17 protein-coding genes are annotated in these 14,070 nt (G+C 65.4%); 14 read left to right on the top strand and 3 right to left on the bottom strand.

Going from position 1 to position 14,070, the window contains the following annotated elements:
* Positions 1 to 4 precede the first annotated feature (4 nt).
* The 10 genes from ACYQ0L_RS03280 to ACYQ0L_RS03235 all read left to right on the top strand — a co-directional run bounded on the left by ACYQ0L_RS03280 (position 5) and on the right by ACYQ0L_RS03235 (position 7,914).
* Positions 5 to 361, top strand: a complete 357-nt coding sequence (locus tag ACYQ0L_RS03280) for a hypothetical protein (RefSeq protein WP_459787490.1) — start codon at positions 5 to 7, stop codon at positions 359 to 361.
* 65 nt (positions 362 to 426) lie between these two features.
* Positions 427 to 1,641 (top strand): parallel beta-helix domain-containing protein, encoded by a 1,215-nt coding sequence (locus tag ACYQ0L_RS03275; protein ID WP_459787489.1) that lies wholly within the window; start codon positions 427 to 429, stop codon positions 1,639 to 1,641.
* Positions 1,638 to 2,639: an SO2930 family diheme c-type cytochrome gene (locus ACYQ0L_RS03270; protein ID WP_459787488.1), complete on the top strand. Its 1,002-nt coding sequence runs from the start codon at positions 1,638 to 1,640 to the stop codon at positions 2,637 to 2,639. Before ACYQ0L_RS03275 ends, ACYQ0L_RS03270 begins: the two co-directional genes overlap by 4 nt.
* Complete coding sequence (locus ACYQ0L_RS03265) at positions 2,636 to 3,637, top strand: alpha/beta fold hydrolase (RefSeq protein WP_459787487.1); 1,002 nt, start codon at positions 2,636 to 2,638, stop codon at positions 3,635 to 3,637. The genes ACYQ0L_RS03270 and ACYQ0L_RS03265 overlap by 4 nt, the downstream gene beginning before the upstream one ends.
* Positions 3,638 to 3,726: 89 nt before the next feature.
* A complete protein-coding gene (locus tag ACYQ0L_RS03260) occupies positions 3,727 to 4,425 on the top strand; it encodes an aspartate/glutamate racemase family protein (protein WP_459787486.1) in 699 nt (232 codons plus the stop codon).
* Positions 4,426 to 4,471: 46 nt separating this feature from the next.
* On the top strand, positions 4,472 to 5,632 hold the full coding sequence (locus ACYQ0L_RS03255) for a deoxyguanosinetriphosphate triphosphohydrolase (RefSeq protein ID WP_459787485.1): 1,161 nt from the start codon (positions 4,472 to 4,474) through the stop codon (positions 5,630 to 5,632).
* A 27-nt stretch (positions 5,633 to 5,659) separates the two neighbouring features.
* Entirely contained in the window at positions 5,660 to 6,376 is a 717-nt protein-coding gene (locus ACYQ0L_RS03250) for a Rossmann-fold NAD(P)-binding domain-containing protein (RefSeq protein WP_459787484.1), read from the top strand.
* 6 nt (positions 6,377 to 6,382) lie between these two features.
* A complete protein-coding gene (locus ACYQ0L_RS03245; RefSeq protein ID WP_459787483.1) occupies positions 6,383 to 6,844 on the top strand; it encodes an ABA4-like family protein in 462 nt (153 codons plus the stop codon).
* A complete protein-coding gene (locus ACYQ0L_RS03240) occupies positions 6,831 to 7,301 on the top strand; it encodes a methyltransferase family protein (RefSeq protein WP_459787482.1) in 471 nt (156 codons plus the stop codon). The genes ACYQ0L_RS03245 and ACYQ0L_RS03240 overlap by 14 nt, the downstream gene beginning before the upstream one ends.
* 10 nt (positions 7,302 to 7,311) lie before the next feature.
* Positions 7,312 to 7,914, top strand: a complete 603-nt coding sequence (locus ACYQ0L_RS03235; protein WP_459787481.1) for a DUF938 domain-containing protein — start codon at positions 7,312 to 7,314, stop codon at positions 7,912 to 7,914.
* A 69-nt stretch (positions 7,915 to 7,983) separates the two neighbouring features.
* On the opposite strand, the gene ACYQ0L_RS03230 is transcribed toward ACYQ0L_RS03235, so the two are convergent.
* Both ACYQ0L_RS03230 and ACYQ0L_RS03225 read right to left on the bottom strand, forming a co-directional pair.
* Positions 7,984 to 8,115: an entericidin A/B family lipoprotein gene (locus ACYQ0L_RS03230; protein ID WP_459787480.1), complete on the bottom strand. Its 132-nt coding sequence runs from the start codon at positions 8,113 to 8,115 to the stop codon at positions 7,984 to 7,986.
* A gap of 66 nt (positions 8,116 to 8,181) precedes the next feature.
* Positions 8,182 to 9,120: a DMT family transporter gene (locus tag ACYQ0L_RS03225; protein ID WP_459787479.1), complete on the bottom strand. Its 939-nt coding sequence runs from the start codon at positions 9,118 to 9,120 to the stop codon at positions 8,182 to 8,184.
* 48 nt (positions 9,121 to 9,168) lie between these two features.
* Here ACYQ0L_RS03225 and ACYQ0L_RS03220 point away from each other — a divergent pair, with 48 nt between their 5' ends.
* Positions 9,169 to 9,435 carry a hypothetical protein gene (locus ACYQ0L_RS03220; protein WP_459787478.1) on the top strand — a complete coding sequence of 89 codons (267 nt, stop codon included), beginning with the start codon at positions 9,169 to 9,171 and terminating at the stop codon, positions 9,433 to 9,435.
* A gap of 4 nt (positions 9,436 to 9,439) precedes the next feature.
* On the opposite strand, the gene ACYQ0L_RS03215 is transcribed toward ACYQ0L_RS03220, so the two are convergent.
* Positions 9,440 to 10,978: a TadA family conjugal transfer-associated ATPase gene (locus ACYQ0L_RS03215; RefSeq protein WP_459787477.1), complete on the bottom strand. Its 1,539-nt coding sequence runs from the start codon at positions 10,976 to 10,978 to the stop codon at positions 9,440 to 9,442.
* Between ACYQ0L_RS03215 and ACYQ0L_RS03210 the strand changes: the two genes are divergently transcribed.
* From ACYQ0L_RS03210 to glmS, 3 genes are all read left to right on the top strand, one after another.
* The gene (locus ACYQ0L_RS03210; RefSeq protein WP_459788049.1) at positions 10,899 to 11,087 is read left to right on the top strand and encodes a hypothetical protein; all 189 of its coding nucleotides are present in this window, start codon (positions 10,899 to 10,901) and stop codon (positions 11,085 to 11,087) included. The genes ACYQ0L_RS03215 and ACYQ0L_RS03210 overlap by 80 nt on opposite strands.
* Positions 11,088 to 11,215: 128 nt before the next feature.
* Positions 11,216 to 12,175: a DMT family transporter gene (locus tag ACYQ0L_RS03205; RefSeq protein ID WP_459787476.1), complete on the top strand. Its 960-nt coding sequence runs from the start codon at positions 11,216 to 11,218 to the stop codon at positions 12,173 to 12,175.
* Position 12,176: 1 nt separating this feature from the next.
* Positions 12,177 to 14,000 carry a glutamine--fructose-6-phosphate transaminase (isomerizing) gene (glmS, locus tag ACYQ0L_RS03200; RefSeq protein WP_459787475.1) on the top strand — a complete coding sequence of 608 codons (1,824 nt, stop codon included), beginning with the start codon at positions 12,177 to 12,179 and terminating at the stop codon, positions 13,998 to 14,000.
* Positions 14,001 to 14,070: the final 70 nt, after the last annotated feature.

The raw sequence follows: 14,070 nt of genomic DNA, 5'->3' as shown, positions 1-14,070 counted from the left end.
GGCGATGGGCCGCTTTCTTCTCCTGCTGGCGCTGCTCGCCGCGCTGGGCGTGGGCGCGTGGCTCTATTTCGGTGACGGGCTGCGCATCGTCACCGAACGCAGCGTCGAGGTCGCGCTGATCGAGGCGGGCGTGCCGGAACAACAGGCGGCCTGTATGGCTCCGCGCATGACCGATCAGCTCAGCCAGGAACAGCTGCGCAAGCTGCAGAACGTCGCGCCGCAGGAAGGCGAAGCGAAGCTACCGCGCAATGCGGGCGAGGCGCTCGATCGAATCCGCCGGGTCGACGACCCCGAAGCGGTCGAGGTGACGGTGCGCGCGGCCGCCGCGTGTGCATTCGGCGGGATATTCGGGAGCCTCTGACGCACCAGCCGCGGCTCTTGTCTTCCTTCGATTGCGTGGCACAATGCAACGCAAGGGAGAGAGACATGATCCGTACGCTTATGGCTGCCAGCCTGCTGGCTTCGTGTGTCGTCGGTGCTTCGCCTGCGCTTGCCGAAATCATCACCGTTGCACCGGGCGAGGGCGCGCAGGAGCGATTGCAGGAAGCGCTGATCCTGGCCGAGCCGGGCGACGAGATCGTGCTGGAGGCGGGGCGATACATGCTCATCGACGGGCTCAGCCTCGATGCCGACAATGTTACCCTGCGCGGTGCCGGGATGCATGCCAGCGTGCTCGACTTCACTGCGCAGGAAGGCGCAGGCGAAGGGCTGCTGGTCACCAGCGACGGCGTGACCCTGCGCGACTTCGCGGTCGAGAACCCCAAAGGCGACGGGATCAAGTCCAAGGGTGCGGACGACATCGTCTATCACGGCGTGCGCGTCACCTGGACCAACGGGCCCGCGCCGACCAACGGCGCCTACGGCGTCTATCCGGTTGAAAGCACCAACATCCTGATCGACGGGGTGGAAGTGTCGGGCGCGTCGGACGCAGGCATCTATGTCGGCCAGTCGAGCCGTATCACCGTGCGCAATTCGATCGCGAGCCACAACGTGGCGGGGATCGAGATAGAGAACAGCCGCAAGGCGATCGTCGAGCGGAACTACGTCACCGGCAATACCGGGGGCATCCTGGTGTTCGACCTGCCCGGCCTGCCGGTGAAGAACGGGGGCGAAGTGCTGGTGCGGAACAATCTTGTTGCCAACAACACCACGCCGAACTTCGCGCCCGAGGGCAATATCGTCGCCAGCGTACGGCGCGGCACCGGCATCATGGTGATGGCGAACGACACCGTCTGGGTCGGGCAGAACATGCTCTACGACAACCCGACCGCGCCGATCATGGTCATCGCCTATCCGCTGGCGTTCGAGGATGCCGAATACAATCCGTACCCGCGCGGCATCAGCATCGATACCAACCAGGTGGACGAGGGCGGTACCGATCCGCAGTTCGAAGGGTCCGAACAGCTGCTTGCCGCGTTCGGCGGCGCGCTGCCGCCGGTGATGTGGGACGGGCTCGAAGATCCGGACATGACCACCCTGATGGTCCACCCGGACATGGCGGGCTGGTCGGTCAACCTTCCCGCGCAGGGCACGGGCATCGAATCCGCGCGGCCCGGTCCGCTTAACGTGGGCCCGATCGGTCAGCCGGTCAGCATCGAGGACTGGGGTGCGTCGGAAGAGCTGGAAGCGCGGTTGAAGTGAAGCAAGCCTCTCTCCTGCTGGCCTGCGCAGCGCTGACGCTAGGGGCGAGCATCGGTGCGAACGCGAGCGCCCCGATGATCGACCGTGATGGCGTGATCGCGGGTGACACCCTGCCCAAATCGCTTCGCGAGTTCGGCTTCTTTCGCGATCCTGCTGCGCAGATACCCGATGCGGGAGTCACGCCTTACCGGCTCAATATGCCGCTGTTTTCGGACGGGGCCGAGAAGCTGCGCTTCGTTTACCTGCCCGAAGGTGCGGATGTCGACATCGGCGAGCAGGGCCTGCTGCAGCTCCCGGTCGGCAGCGCGCTCATCAAGACTTTCGCGTTCGGCGAGGGCGACAATCGTCGCCTGATCGAAACGCGCGTTCTGCTCCACCGCGCGGACGGCTGGCTCGCGCTGCCGTATGTCTGGGATGAAGAGCAATATGATGCCACACTGGCGCTTGCGGGCAAGCGGGTGCCCGTGACTACGCCGCATGGCGAGCGGATCAGCTACCGCGTGCCCAACAAGAACCAGTGCAAGGAATGCCACGGGCTGGAAGGCGCGTTGACGCCGATCGGGCCCAAGGTGCGCAACATGTCCGCCGCGTGGCTGGAGAGTGTCCTCGGCAGGGTGCCCGAGGGCGCGGACACGATGCCGCTGTGGGAGGAGCGCGCTTCCGCAGACCCCACCGCCGCCGCGCGTGCCTATCTCGACGTCAATTGCGCGCATTGCCATCGCCCCGGTTCGACAGCCTCCAATTCGGGCCTCGACCTGAGGTGGGAGACCGACGACCCGCATGCCATCGGCATCAACAAGCGCCCCGTTGCCGCCGGACGCGGCTCTGGCGGGCTGATGTTCGACATCGTGCCGGGCGATCCCGAGGCCTCGATCCTCGTCTACCGCATGACAAGCGACGAGCCGGGGGTGGCCATGCCCGAGCTGGGCAAGGCGACCGTGCATGAAGAAGGCGTCGCGATGGTCGAGCGCTGGATTGCGGGCATGCCCGCGACATGAAACGCATGCTGAAGTGGGCGCTGGTCGTCGTCCTCCTGATCGCCGCGCTGCTCGTGGTCGCATTTCTCGTCTTTCGGACTCCCGACACCGATCCGGCGCAGATGCGCGCCAAATACGGCGGCGAGCCATCGCAGTTCGTCGAAATCGGCGATGGTGTGACCGTCCACCTGCGCGACGAGGGGCCGAGAGATGCGCCCGCGATCATGCTGCTGCACGGCTCCAACGCCGATCTGCACACGTGGCAGCCGTGGGTCGATGCGCTGAAAGCCGACTACCGCGTCATCCGCTTCGACCAGATCGGTCATGGCCTGACCGGCCCCGATCCGGCGGACGATTATTCGCAAGGCAGCTTCGTCGAAGATATCGACGAGGTGGCGAATACGCTGGGGCTGGGTCGCTTCGCGCTCGGTGGCAATTCGATGGGCGGCGGTCACGCGGTTGCCTATGCGCTTGCCCATCCCGAACGGCTGGATGGCCTGGTTCTGGTCGATGCGGGCGGGGCGCCCGATGTCGCACGCACGCAGAAGGATGAAGACGGGGATAAGGGCGGCGGCAATATCGGCTTCGTGATCGCGCGCACGCCGGTGCTCAACCGCATCGTCAACTACATCACCCCGCGTTCGCTGGTCGAGCAATCGCTGCGCGGATCGGTGTCCAATCAGGCAATCGTCACCGATGCGGCGGTGGATCGGTACTGGGAACTGTTGCGCTTTCCCGGCAACCGTAATGCCACGCGCATCCGCTTCTCGGGCGAGCGCCACAGCTTCAGCGCGGAGCAAGTCGAAGCCATTGCCGTGCCGACGCTGATCCTGTGGGGCGAGGAGGACCGTTTGATTCCGGTCGAAGCCGGCCTGTGGTACGATACCCACCTGCCGGACAGCCGCTTGGTGGTCTATTCCGGTATCGGCCATCTCCCGCACGAGGAGGCTGCGCGAAGGAGTGCCGCCTATGTTCGGCAATGGCTCGGCGAGCAGGATTTGACGACCGGAGCCAATTGACCGGCAAAGCGGCCCCGCAGCTATGGACGGGGCGCGCGCTTCCTCGGTAAGGCCGTCAAGACACGGTTTCAGAATTCGAGGATGGACATTTGCGCAAGGTTGGCCTGATCGGCGGAATGAGCTGGGTTTCCACCAGCATGTATTACAACTGGATCAACAAGGGTGTGAGCCGGCGCATGGGGCCGATGGTGTCCGCCGAGCTGTTGATCGAAAGTCTCAATTTCGCGGAACTCTCGGGCATCACCAATGAAGACGAGTGGGGGCGCGCATCCGACATCCTCGTCGCATCGGCCAAGCGCCTCGAAGATGCCGGAGCGCAGGCGATCGCCATTGCGGCGAATTCGATGCATCGCGTGTACGATCAGGTGGCCGAGGCGGTGAATGTGCCGGTGCTGCACATCGCCGATGCGGTGGGTGAGAAAATGAAGGCGAAAGGCGCGGTCAACGCCGCGCTGATCGGCACCCGCAATGTCATGACCGAGAGCTTTTATCGCAAGCATCTGGTCTCGCACGGCGTCGATCTGCTGCCGCCCGACATGACCCATGTCGAACGGACCAACGCGATCATCTATGACGAACTGATGCACGGCAAGGCGAGCCGCGATGCGGAGCGTTTCTTCCGCACGATGATCACCAACCTGCAGAAGGACGGGGCCGAAGCCATCGTGCTCGCCTGTACCGAGCTCGACATGGTCATCGATGTCGACGCGAATGTCCTGCCGATTTTCGATTCCGCGCGCATTCATTGCGAGAAGATCGTCGACTGGATGCTGGACGGGGAAGGCTAGCGGCGGCGGTTGCCGGGTGGCGCGCGGCGCAATAGAGGGCACCGGCATGAGCCGTTCCCCCCTTGCCGCCGATCCCGCTACCTCGCGCGGGCGAGAATTTCCGGGCACTTCGGATGAAACCCGCGGTCCTCGCAGCGCTTTCCAGCGCGACCGCGACCGGATCATCCACTCGATCGCGTTCCGGCGGCTGCGCAGCAAGACGCAGGTCTTCGTCGCGCCCGAGGGGGATCATTATCGCACCCGCCTGACCCATAGCCTGGAAGTGGCGCAGATCGGGCGGGTGATCGCCCGCGCGCTGGGGCTGGACGAAGACCTTACCGAAGCGCTGTGCCTCGCGCACGATATCGGCCATCCGCCCTTCGGCCATGCGGGGGAGGAAGCGCTGGACAAGGCGCTCGCTCCGCATGGAGGGTTCGATCACAATGCGCAGACGCTGCGCACGCTGATGCGGCTGGAAAGCCCCTATTGCACGCACGACGGGCTCAACCTGAGCTGGGAGGTGCTGGAAGGGCTCGCCAAGCACAACGGCCCTGTCGAAGCGCCGCACTGGGCGCTGGCCGAACTCGACGCAGACTTTCCGCTCGACCTCGAAAGCTGGCCTACGCTGGAGGCGCAGGTTGCCGCGGTGGCCGACGATATCGCCTACGACAACCATGATATCGACGACGGACTGCGCGCGGGCTTCCTCGAACTCGACGATTTGCTGACGCTCGATTTCATCGCCGACCAGTGGCGCGAGGTGGAACGGCGCTTCCCCAGGGCGGCGCGCGACCGCCAGCTGCGCGAACTTGTACGCGGCCAGATCGGATGGATGGTCAATGATGTGATCGCGCACACGAAGGCGTCGACCGCAGGGATTTCCGATCCGGCGCGTATCGCGGGCGCGGGCAGGGCGCTCGGCGGATTTTCCCCTGCCATGCTGGCGGCGGAACGGCGGCTGAAGGCGTTCATGTACGCCAAGCTCTATTACCATCCGGATCAGACGGCGACGGCCGACAAGGCCAATACCGTTATCGAACAGCTCTGGTGCGCCTATTGCGAAGATCCGTCGAGAATGGGATCGAACTGGGCGGATAACCTGCCCGAAGAAGAACCGCACCGCAGCCGTCATATCGCCGATTATATTGCAGGCATGACGGACAAATTTGCGCTAGAGCGTGCACGGGAGATATTCGGGGGCGCGCCGGACGATCTGAGCAACGTGTAAGCGCCCGGACAATTCTTGGTGGGGGGCATGAGCAGTCGATTTCGCGTGGCGATGGGCGGTGTGAGCGAGCCGATCGGGCTGCGCCTGATGCACCTTGCCCGTTACCAGGCGCAGATTCGCCTGGTCGGCCTGACGCTGGGCGAGGTCGAGATTCCCGCGGGCGCCCGGATGGAGGTGTTCGTCGCCGATGCCGACCGCTGGCCGCGCGTGATGCGGGCGATGAAGCCCAGGGTCTTCGTCGTCGGGCTCGGCCCTGCACTCAACCTCGTCGGCAAGGACGAGAGTCCCCTGCGAGCGATCGACGAGGAGGAAGCTGTGGTCGAGATTGCCAGGAACGCGCGATTCGCGGAGGTCGAAAGGCTGGTCGCGATCAGTTCGGAAGGGGCAGACCGCTGGTCGCGCGACCGGCATCTGAGCGCCAAGGGCAAGGCCGAGACCGAGCTTTCGCGGCTGGGGTTCAAGCGGCTCGACATCGTGCGGCCCGGCCCGCTCTCGCAGCGCGGGCTGAAGGATGATGGGCCGGTGTCGGATATTGGCGCGCTGCGTGGCCGCGGCACCGATGTGCACATGCTGGCGCAGGCGATCCTTACGCTCAGTCTGCGACGTACCCCGGGCAGGTTCGTACACGAGGAGCAGGGGATAGAGCGCGCCGCCGCGATGCTCTCGCGCGCGCCGTCGGCGAACCCGGATCATGGCGAACACGGCGACCAGGGCACAGGCCCGCAGCGGGCACAGGGGCGTTAGCACGGCATGTGGCAGACACTGTTCGATATCACCAATGTCATCGCGCTGGCGGGCTGGGCGCTGCTGATCCTGCTGCCCCGCCGCGAAAGCAATATCCTTGGGGTGCGTTACGGGGCCGTCGGCCTGCTGTGTGCGACCTATGTGGTGATGCTGGTGGCGTTGGCGGGCGGTTTCGTCGATCCGGTGGCGGCGCCGGGAAGCGTGCCGCAGCGGGAATTCGAATACAGCGTGCAGGGCCTGATGGCGATGTTCCGCTCCGAAGGGGCGATCGTGGTCGGCTGGACGCATTATCTCGCGCTGGATCTGTTCGCGGGCCTGTGGATCGCGCGTGACGCGGACAGGCATGGCGCACACCGGCTGGTGCAGGTGCCGTTCCTGCTGGCGACCTTCATGGCGGGTCCGGCCGGACTTTTCGCTTGGCTGATCGCGCGACAATTCTTCGGAAAGGATACTTATGGCGCTGGTTGACGACGACAGCGCGAAGGTCCGCTTTCCGCCACCCGTGATCGTGCTGGGATCGCTGCTTCTGGGCTTCGCGGCAGACCGGCTGCTGGGCCTGGCGCCGATCGAGCTTGTGGTCCTGCGCCCGATCGGGGTCGTGATTGCAGCGCTGGGCCTTGCCATCCTCGGCTCGGGCCTCACCGGGTTCTTGCGGGCGGGCACCGATCCGGAACCGTGGAAGCGGGATACCGCGCTCGTTACCTCGGGCCTGTACCGGATCACCCGCAATCCGATGTATCTCGGCATGGTGATGGTCCAGCTCGGAATCGCGCTGTTCGCGCGGAACATCGGCGCTCTGGCATCTGTGCCACTGGCCATAGTGCTGGTCGACCGCTTCGTGATCGCGCGCGAGGAGCCGCACCTGCTGGCGACCTTCGGCGATCAGTATCGCGGGTACTGCAAACGCGTGCGGCGCTGGCTCTGAGGGGGATGGTGTGAGCGGCAAGCGGGAAAGCCCGGCAGCGCAGCGCAATCGTGCGCCAATCGCCGATGTGCTGGCATCGGTGCTGCCCGATCATGGCCGCGTGCTCGAAATCGCGAGCGGTACGGGCGAGCATGTGGTGCATTTCGCGGCCCGCTTTCCCGATCTTACTTGGCAGCCGAGCGATCCCGATCCGGGTGCGCGGGCCTCGATAGCTGCCTATGTTAAAGAGAGCGGGTCGGAGAATATCGAGACTCCGCTGGCGCTCGACGCTTCGGCGAGCGAATGGCCGATCGACGCGGCCGATGCGCTCGTGTGCATCAACATGATCCACATCAGCCCATGGGCGGCGACCGAGGGGCTGTTTGCAGGCGCGGCGCGTCTGCTGCCGCCGCAGGGCGGGCCACTGGTGCTCTACGGGCCCTATCTGGAAAGCGATGTGGAGACGGCGGAGTCGAACCTGGGGTTCGACCAGAGCCTGAAGGCGCGCGATCCGCGCTGGGGCCTGCGCGATAGGGCCGCAGTCGATGCGCTGGCCGAAAAGAACGGCTTCACCCGCACGTTACGGGTGCCGATGCCCGCCAACAATCTCGTGCTCGTCTACCGGAAAGCCTGAGCCTTCGATGGCGAGTCTGGCGGCACGGGCGGGGGGGGGGCGGGCTGCGGCCCACCCCTTCGCTAACGGTCAGTCGATGGCTTCTTCACCGGCCTTGCCGACCGATTCAACGTCGCGGCCGAGACCCTGCACGGTGTTGCAGGCGGTTGCGGTCAGGGCGATGGTGGAGATGCCGATGGCGAGGACAATCTTGCGGATCATGGTGCGGTCCCTTGTGTTGAGGGCGGTCGCGCATCCTGCGCAGGTCGCCCGGTAGGCATCACAACGCTACTGCTGCGCAAGCGGTTCCTCCGGGGCGGCAACGGGCGTGGCTTCACGCCGTGCCTTGCGCGCCAGATGGCCTTCGCGGACCACGATGATCGTGCCTGCAAGGATGATGATCGGCGCGCCGATCCATGTGTTGGGCACGGGCAGATCGCCGAAGACCTGCCAGCCGTAGATCGTGGCCCATAAAAGCGCGGTGTAATCCATCACGATCACCGTCGCGGCCGAGCCATAGCGTAGCGAATTGGTCAGCAGCAGCTGGCCGGCCGCGCCGCTTACCCCCACGCCGCCCAGCAGCAGCCAGGTTTCGGCCGAATGGGCTTTGCCGACGAAGGGTAGGGCGATCGACAGCAGCGGCACGGTCAGCAGGCAGAACCAGAACACGATGCTCGTGGAGCTTTCGGTCTTGTTCAGATCCTGGATTTGGATCGAGGTCAACGCGACCATGAACGCCCCGCCGAGCCCGACCGCGATGCCGACCGGGTCGACCGGGTTGCCGCCCGGCTGTGCCACTATCAGGATGCCGACGAAGCCGATCACGATCGCACTCCAGCGATAGCGGCCGATCCGCTCCTTCATCAGCAGCATAGACAGGATAACCGCCCAGATCGGTGCGGTGAAGTTGATCGTGGTCGCCTCCGCCAGCGGCAGCATGATGACCGCGCCATAGACCAGCGCCATGCCGACGATGCCGTAGGCGCTGCGGATCGCGTGGCTCTTGAAACGGACCGGACGCAGGGTGGCGAAGCCGACGGTTGCGGCGGCGAAGCCGATCATTGCCAGCAGCGTGACCGCCTGGCGCCAGAAGATGATCTCGAACAGGTGGACGTCCTGCTCTCCGGTCAGCTTTACCAGCATGGAAAGGGTGGTGAGGGCGAGGGCGGCGAGCAGACGCAGGCCGATCGCCATCAGGGGGCGGGATTGGGCAACGCTTGCATCCATGCGCTGCTGGTAGTGATTGGCGGCGCAGGTTCAAGCGGGGATAGGCGATTGCGCTTTCGCAACCGCATCGCCACTTGGCCGCCGATGGACTGGTTGCACCAACTGATATTTCTGAGCGATGCGGGGCGCGTGGCGCTGGCAGGGACTGCGTGCATCGTCGTGGCGCTGGTCGCGATGGTGGCCGAACGGCGCCGGGGCAAGCGCGCGCGGATCGATCGCGTCGGCTGCATGCCGTGGATGACGATCTTCCTGTTCGCGGCGGTGATCGGCGGCGGCCTTCTGGCGACCGCCATCCCCGCGCTGTTGCAGGGATGATGGCCTACAGACAGGCTTCCAGGTACGCCTGATCGAAGCCGAACTGGCGCGCTTTTTCCAGCGTGTAGGGGCGCAGGCCCTGGCTGCGGTATTCGCCCACTATCTTGCCGTCCTCGCCTTCTTCCAGATACTCGAACTTGAACAGTTCCTGGGTGACGATGACCTCGCCTTCCATTCCGATCACTTCGGTGATGTTGGTGGTGCGGCGCGAACCGTCGCGCAAACGTTTGACCTGAACGATCAGGTCGACCGACTCCGCGATCTGGCGGCTGATCGCTTCCTTGGGGATCTTGATGTCGCCCATCAGGATCATGTTCTCCATACGCCCCAGCGCCTCGCGCGGGCTGTTGGCGTGGAGCGTACACATCGAACCGTCGTGGCCGGTGTTCATCGCGGCGAGCAGGTCGAACGCCTCGGAGCCACGAATCTCGCCCAGGATGATGCGGTCGGGGCGCATGCGCAGCGCGTTCTTCACGAGGTCGCCGATGGTGATCGCGCCCTGGCCTTCGAGGTTGGGCGGGCGCGTTTCGAGCGGCAGCCAGTGCGGCTGTTGCAGACGAAGTTCGGCCGCGTCCTCGATCGTCAGCACACGCTCGCCCGGGTCTATCATCTTCGACAGGGCGTTGAGCATGGTCGTCTTGCCCGAGCCCGTACCGCCGGAGATCACGATGTTCATCCGGCACGCGCCCGCGATCTTGAGCGCGGTCGCCATCTTCTCGTCCATCGAATCCCAGTTGCGGAGCATGTCGATGGTGATCGGTTTTTCGGAAAACTTACGGATAGAAATCGCGGTGCCGCGCAAGCTGAGCGGCGGGACGATCACGTTCACACGGCTGCCATCCTTAAGACGGGCGTCGGCCAGCGGCGTGGTCTGGTCGACGCGGCGGCCGACCTGGTTCACGATCCGCTGTGCGATCTGGAACAGGTGCTGTTCGTCGCGGAACTGGATCGGGGCAAGGGTCAGCTTGCCCTTCTTTTCGATGTAGGTCTGGTCCGGGCCGTTGACCATGATGTCGGAAACGTCCGGGTCCTGCAGCAGCTCTTCAAGCGGGCCGAAGCCGAGCAGCTCGTCGATCAGCACCTTCTCCAGCGCGAACTGCTCGCGCCGGTTGAGCGTGACCTTCAGCTCCGCCAGCACTTCCATGATGATCGGGCGGAATTCTTCCGCCAGTTCATCCTTGCTCAGCGTCGACGCAGCCTCGGGATCGATCCGTTCGAGCAGGCGCGGCAGCACCTGTTCCTTGATCTTGTGGACGCTCGCCTCGAAGCCGGTGACCTCTTCCTTGACGTGGACCGCATTGGACCGCTCGTTCAGGCGGCGGTGCGCGTCGGCGTGCCGGTTGCCTGCGGGGGCGGGGCTGGAAGTCTTGTCCGCATCGTCCGACCCGTCGACGGGTTCGGGGATCGGGGGGAACTGGTCGCCCCCCTCGTCGCTGGTGTCGCGCGAAGGTCCGGGGCCCTTCATGGGCTTCGCGTTGCCGAATGCGGGACGGCTGCCGGGCGTCATGCCCCCGGGGCCGTTCCTGCGTCCGAAAGCGCTCATTGCGGTATCCCCCAAAGTGGAAGCGATTGGTTTGCGGCGTGCGGTCGGGATGGCCAACAACGCCTTCTCGGAAATGGTGAATATGATCGAAACCTTAGGAATTTCCTAAACCGGGAGGGTCCTGCCCGGGCACGTCTGGGCGAAGCGCGTGCCCCGTCCACCACAGCCACCCGCACAGCGCTGGCAAGACGATGCCGATCGCGTATGAGCGGCACATCGGGAAGGACCTGGATTGACGTGAGAGACGACGAACGCACCGGCATCCTGCTGGCAGTGGCGGGCTTCAGCTCGCTTTCGGTGGGCGATGCGATCGTCAAGACGATGGCGGGCGAATGGTCGCCGCTGGCGGTGGCCGCGCTGCGCTTCACCATCGGCGCGATCGGCCTTTCGATCCTGCTCCTGCGGGCCGAGGGGCCGGCCGCGTTCCGCCCGCGCCGCCCGCTTTTGCAGGTTGCGCGCGGCGCTTGCCTGGCGGGGGCGACGCTGTGCTTCTTTTCCGCCGTATTTGTGATGCAGCTGGCAGAGGCCATGGCGCTCGCCTTCATCTCGCCGCTGTTCGTCGCGCTGTTCAGCGGGCCGTTGCTGAAGGAAAAGGTTCGCCCGGCGGTCTGGATCGCGTCCCCCGTCGCGCTGATCGGCGTGCTGCTGGTGCTGCGGCCCAATTTCGCCGAGTTGGGCTGGCTGGCGTGCCTGCCCATCATCTCCGCCTCGTTCTTCGGCCTGATGGTGATCTGCAACCGGGCGACGGCAGGCGACGGCAGCGCGCTTTCGATGCAGGTGTTCATCGCCTGCATTGCCACGCCCTTCCTGATCGTCGCGGCCGCCATCGGCCACGCCACCGGCGTGCCGGCGCTGCAGGTGGGCCTGCCCGACTGGACGATCGTCGCGCGCTGCGCGGTGATCGCGGTGACCGCGAGCACGGCGCACTGGCTTGCTTTTCTGGGGACCACGCGTGCCGGCGCGGCGACGATCGCGCCGATGGTCTATGTCCAGATGATCGTCGCGGTGACGTTGGGCTACCTGCTGTTCGGGGACGTGCCGGACCTGCCAACGATCGGCGGCGGGGGGATCATCATCGGCGCGGGGCTGTTCCTCTGGATCAGCACGCCGTGCGGGCCCGCGCAGATGCCGCGTGCATTGCAAGGCCAGCCCGAAACGCTAGATGACGAAGTATTCAAGAGCGGGAATAGCGACTGACATGTGCGGCATTATCGGAATCGTAAGTGGTGATCCTGTGGTCGACCGGCTGGTTGATGGCCTCAGGCGGATGGAGTATCGCGGCTACGACAGTGCCGGCGTGTGCACGCTGCACGACGGCGCCATGGTGCGCCGCCGGGCACAGGGCAAGCTCGCCAATCTGGTCGAGGTGCTGCGCGAGGATCCCGCACCCGGGACCATCGGCATTGCCCACACCCGCTGGGCGACCCACGGCGCGCCGACCAAGGCCAATGCCCATCCGCACGCCGGCAAGGCCGCCGCGCTGGTCCATAATGGCATCATCGAGAATTTCCGCCCGCTGCGCGACGAGCTGGAGGCGGAAGGATACTCAGCTGAGAGCGAGACCGACAGCGAGGTTGTGGCCCTGCTGGTCAGCCGCGAGGTCGAGCGCGGGGCGACGCCCGAAGAGGCGGTGCAAGCCGTGCTGCCGCGCCTGCGCGGTGCTTTCGCGCTCGCCATCGTCTTCCCCGAGCATCCGGGCAAGATCATCGGTGCGCGGCTCGGCTCGCCGCTGGTGCTCGGCTATGGCGACGGTGAGATGTTCATCGGCTCGGACGCGCTCGCGCTTGCGCCGCTGACCCAGCGGATCACCTATCTGGAAGAGGGCGACTGGGCGGTCGTCACCCGCGAGGGTGCGCAGATTTTCGATGAGGCGGGCAAAGCGGTCGAGCGGGATATCGTCCCCTCCGGTGCCAGCGCTGCCGCGGTGGAGCGCGGCAATTACCGCCACTTCATGCAAAAGGAAATCTTCGAACAGCCGACGGTCGTGGCGCAGACCCTCGCCAGCTACGTGCGCCAGGCGGACCAGACCGTTGCCCTGCCGCAGATGGATTTCGACCTTTCCGCCATCGACCGGATGACCATCGTCGCCTGCGGAACCTCCTATTACGCCGGCATGGTCGGGCGCTACTGGATCGAACAGTTCGCGCGTGTGCCGGTCGACATCGATGTCGCGAGCGAGTTTCGCTACCGCGAGCCGCCGCTGCCCAAGGGCGGCCTCGCGCTGTTCATTTCGCAGAGCGGGGAAACCGCCGATACGCTGGCCGCGCTGCGCTACTGCAAGGCGCAGGGCCAAACCATCGCCGCGATCGTCAACGTGCCCACCAGCACCATGGCGCGCGAGGCCGATCTGCTGCTGCCGATCCATGCCGGTCCCGAGATCGGGGTCGCTTCGACCAAGGCGTTCACTTGCCAGCTCGCGGTGCTCGCGGCGCTTGCCGCCAAACTGGCGGTGGTGAAGGGCGAGATGGATCGTGATGAAGAACAGGAGGTCGTTCACCACCTTCTCGAAGCGCCCGCGTGCCTAAACCGGGCGCTCGACCATGATGACGACATCGCGGCCATGGCGCACACGATCGCGCCCGCGCGCGACGTGCTCTACCTCGGACGCGGGGCCGATTTCCCGATGGCGCTGGAAGGGGCGCTGAAGCTGAAGGAAATCAGCTATATCCACGCCGAAGGCTATGCCAGCGGCGAGATGAAGCACGGCCCCATCGCGCTGATCGACGAGGATGTGCCCGTGGTCGTCATCGCGCCGTCGGGCCCGCTGTTCGAAAAGACCGTTTCCAACATGCAGGAAGTGCGCGCACGCGGCGGGCAGGTGGTGCTGATCTCCGATGCCGACGGGCTGGCCGAAGCGGGCGAGGGGTGCCTCGCCACGATCGAGATGCCCAAGGTCCACCCGCTTATCGCGCCGCTGGTCTACGCCGTACCGGTGCAACTGCTCGCCTACCACGTGGCTCTGGTCAAAGGCACTGACGTTGACCAGCCGCGCAATCTCGCCAAATCGGTGACAGTCGAATAAATACAGAAAAGTCCGCCGATTTACGCGCGGCTAACTTTTGCTCTCTACCCAGCCTCGCCATGCGAGATGT

It is taken from the genome of Alteriqipengyuania triglochinis (genome assembly GCF_054655655.1).
This window is presented reverse-complemented; position numbering and strand designations above follow the sequence as displayed.

Excerpts from the sequence above, each read along its gene's own strand:
- ACYQ0L_RS03265 (WP_459787487.1), top strand. The coding sequence starts at position 2,636 with ATGAAACGCATGCTGAAGTGGGCGCTGGTCGTCGTCCTCCTGATCGCC.
- ACYQ0L_RS03240 (WP_459787482.1), top strand. The coding sequence starts at position 6,831 with ATGGCGCTGGTTGACGACGACAGCGCGAAGGTCCGCTTTCCGCCACCC.
- ACYQ0L_RS03255 (WP_459787485.1), top strand. The coding sequence starts at position 4,472 with ATGAGCCGTTCCCCCCTTGCCGCCGATCCCGCTACCTCGCGCGGGCGA.
- ACYQ0L_RS03230 (WP_459787480.1), bottom strand. The coding sequence starts at position 8,115 with ATGATCCGCAAGATTGTCCTCGCCATCGGCATCTCCACCATCGCCCTG.
- ACYQ0L_RS03225 (WP_459787479.1), bottom strand. The coding sequence starts at position 9,120 with ATGGATGCAAGCGTTGCCCAATCCCGCCCCCTGATGGCGATCGGCCTG.
- ACYQ0L_RS03245 (WP_459787483.1), top strand. The coding sequence starts at position 6,383 with ATGTGGCAGACACTGTTCGATATCACCAATGTCATCGCGCTGGCGGGC.
- glmS (WP_459787475.1), top strand. The coding sequence starts at position 12,177 with ATGTGCGGCATTATCGGAATCGTAAGTGGTGATCCTGTGGTCGACCGG.
- ACYQ0L_RS03210 (WP_459788049.1), top strand. The coding sequence starts at position 10,899 with ATGGGCTTCGCGTTGCCGAATGCGGGACGGCTGCCGGGCGTCATGCCC.
- ACYQ0L_RS03275 (WP_459787489.1), top strand. The coding sequence starts at position 427 with ATGATCCGTACGCTTATGGCTGCCAGCCTGCTGGCTTCGTGTGTCGTC.
- ACYQ0L_RS03215 (WP_459787477.1), bottom strand. The coding sequence starts at position 10,978 with ATGAGCGCTTTCGGACGCAGGAACGGCCCCGGGGGCATGACGCCCGGC.
- ACYQ0L_RS03280 (WP_459787490.1), top strand. The coding sequence starts at position 5 with ATGGGCCGCTTTCTTCTCCTGCTGGCGCTGCTCGCCGCGCTGGGCGTG.
- ACYQ0L_RS03250 (WP_459787484.1), top strand. The coding sequence starts at position 5,660 with ATGAGCAGTCGATTTCGCGTGGCGATGGGCGGTGTGAGCGAGCCGATC.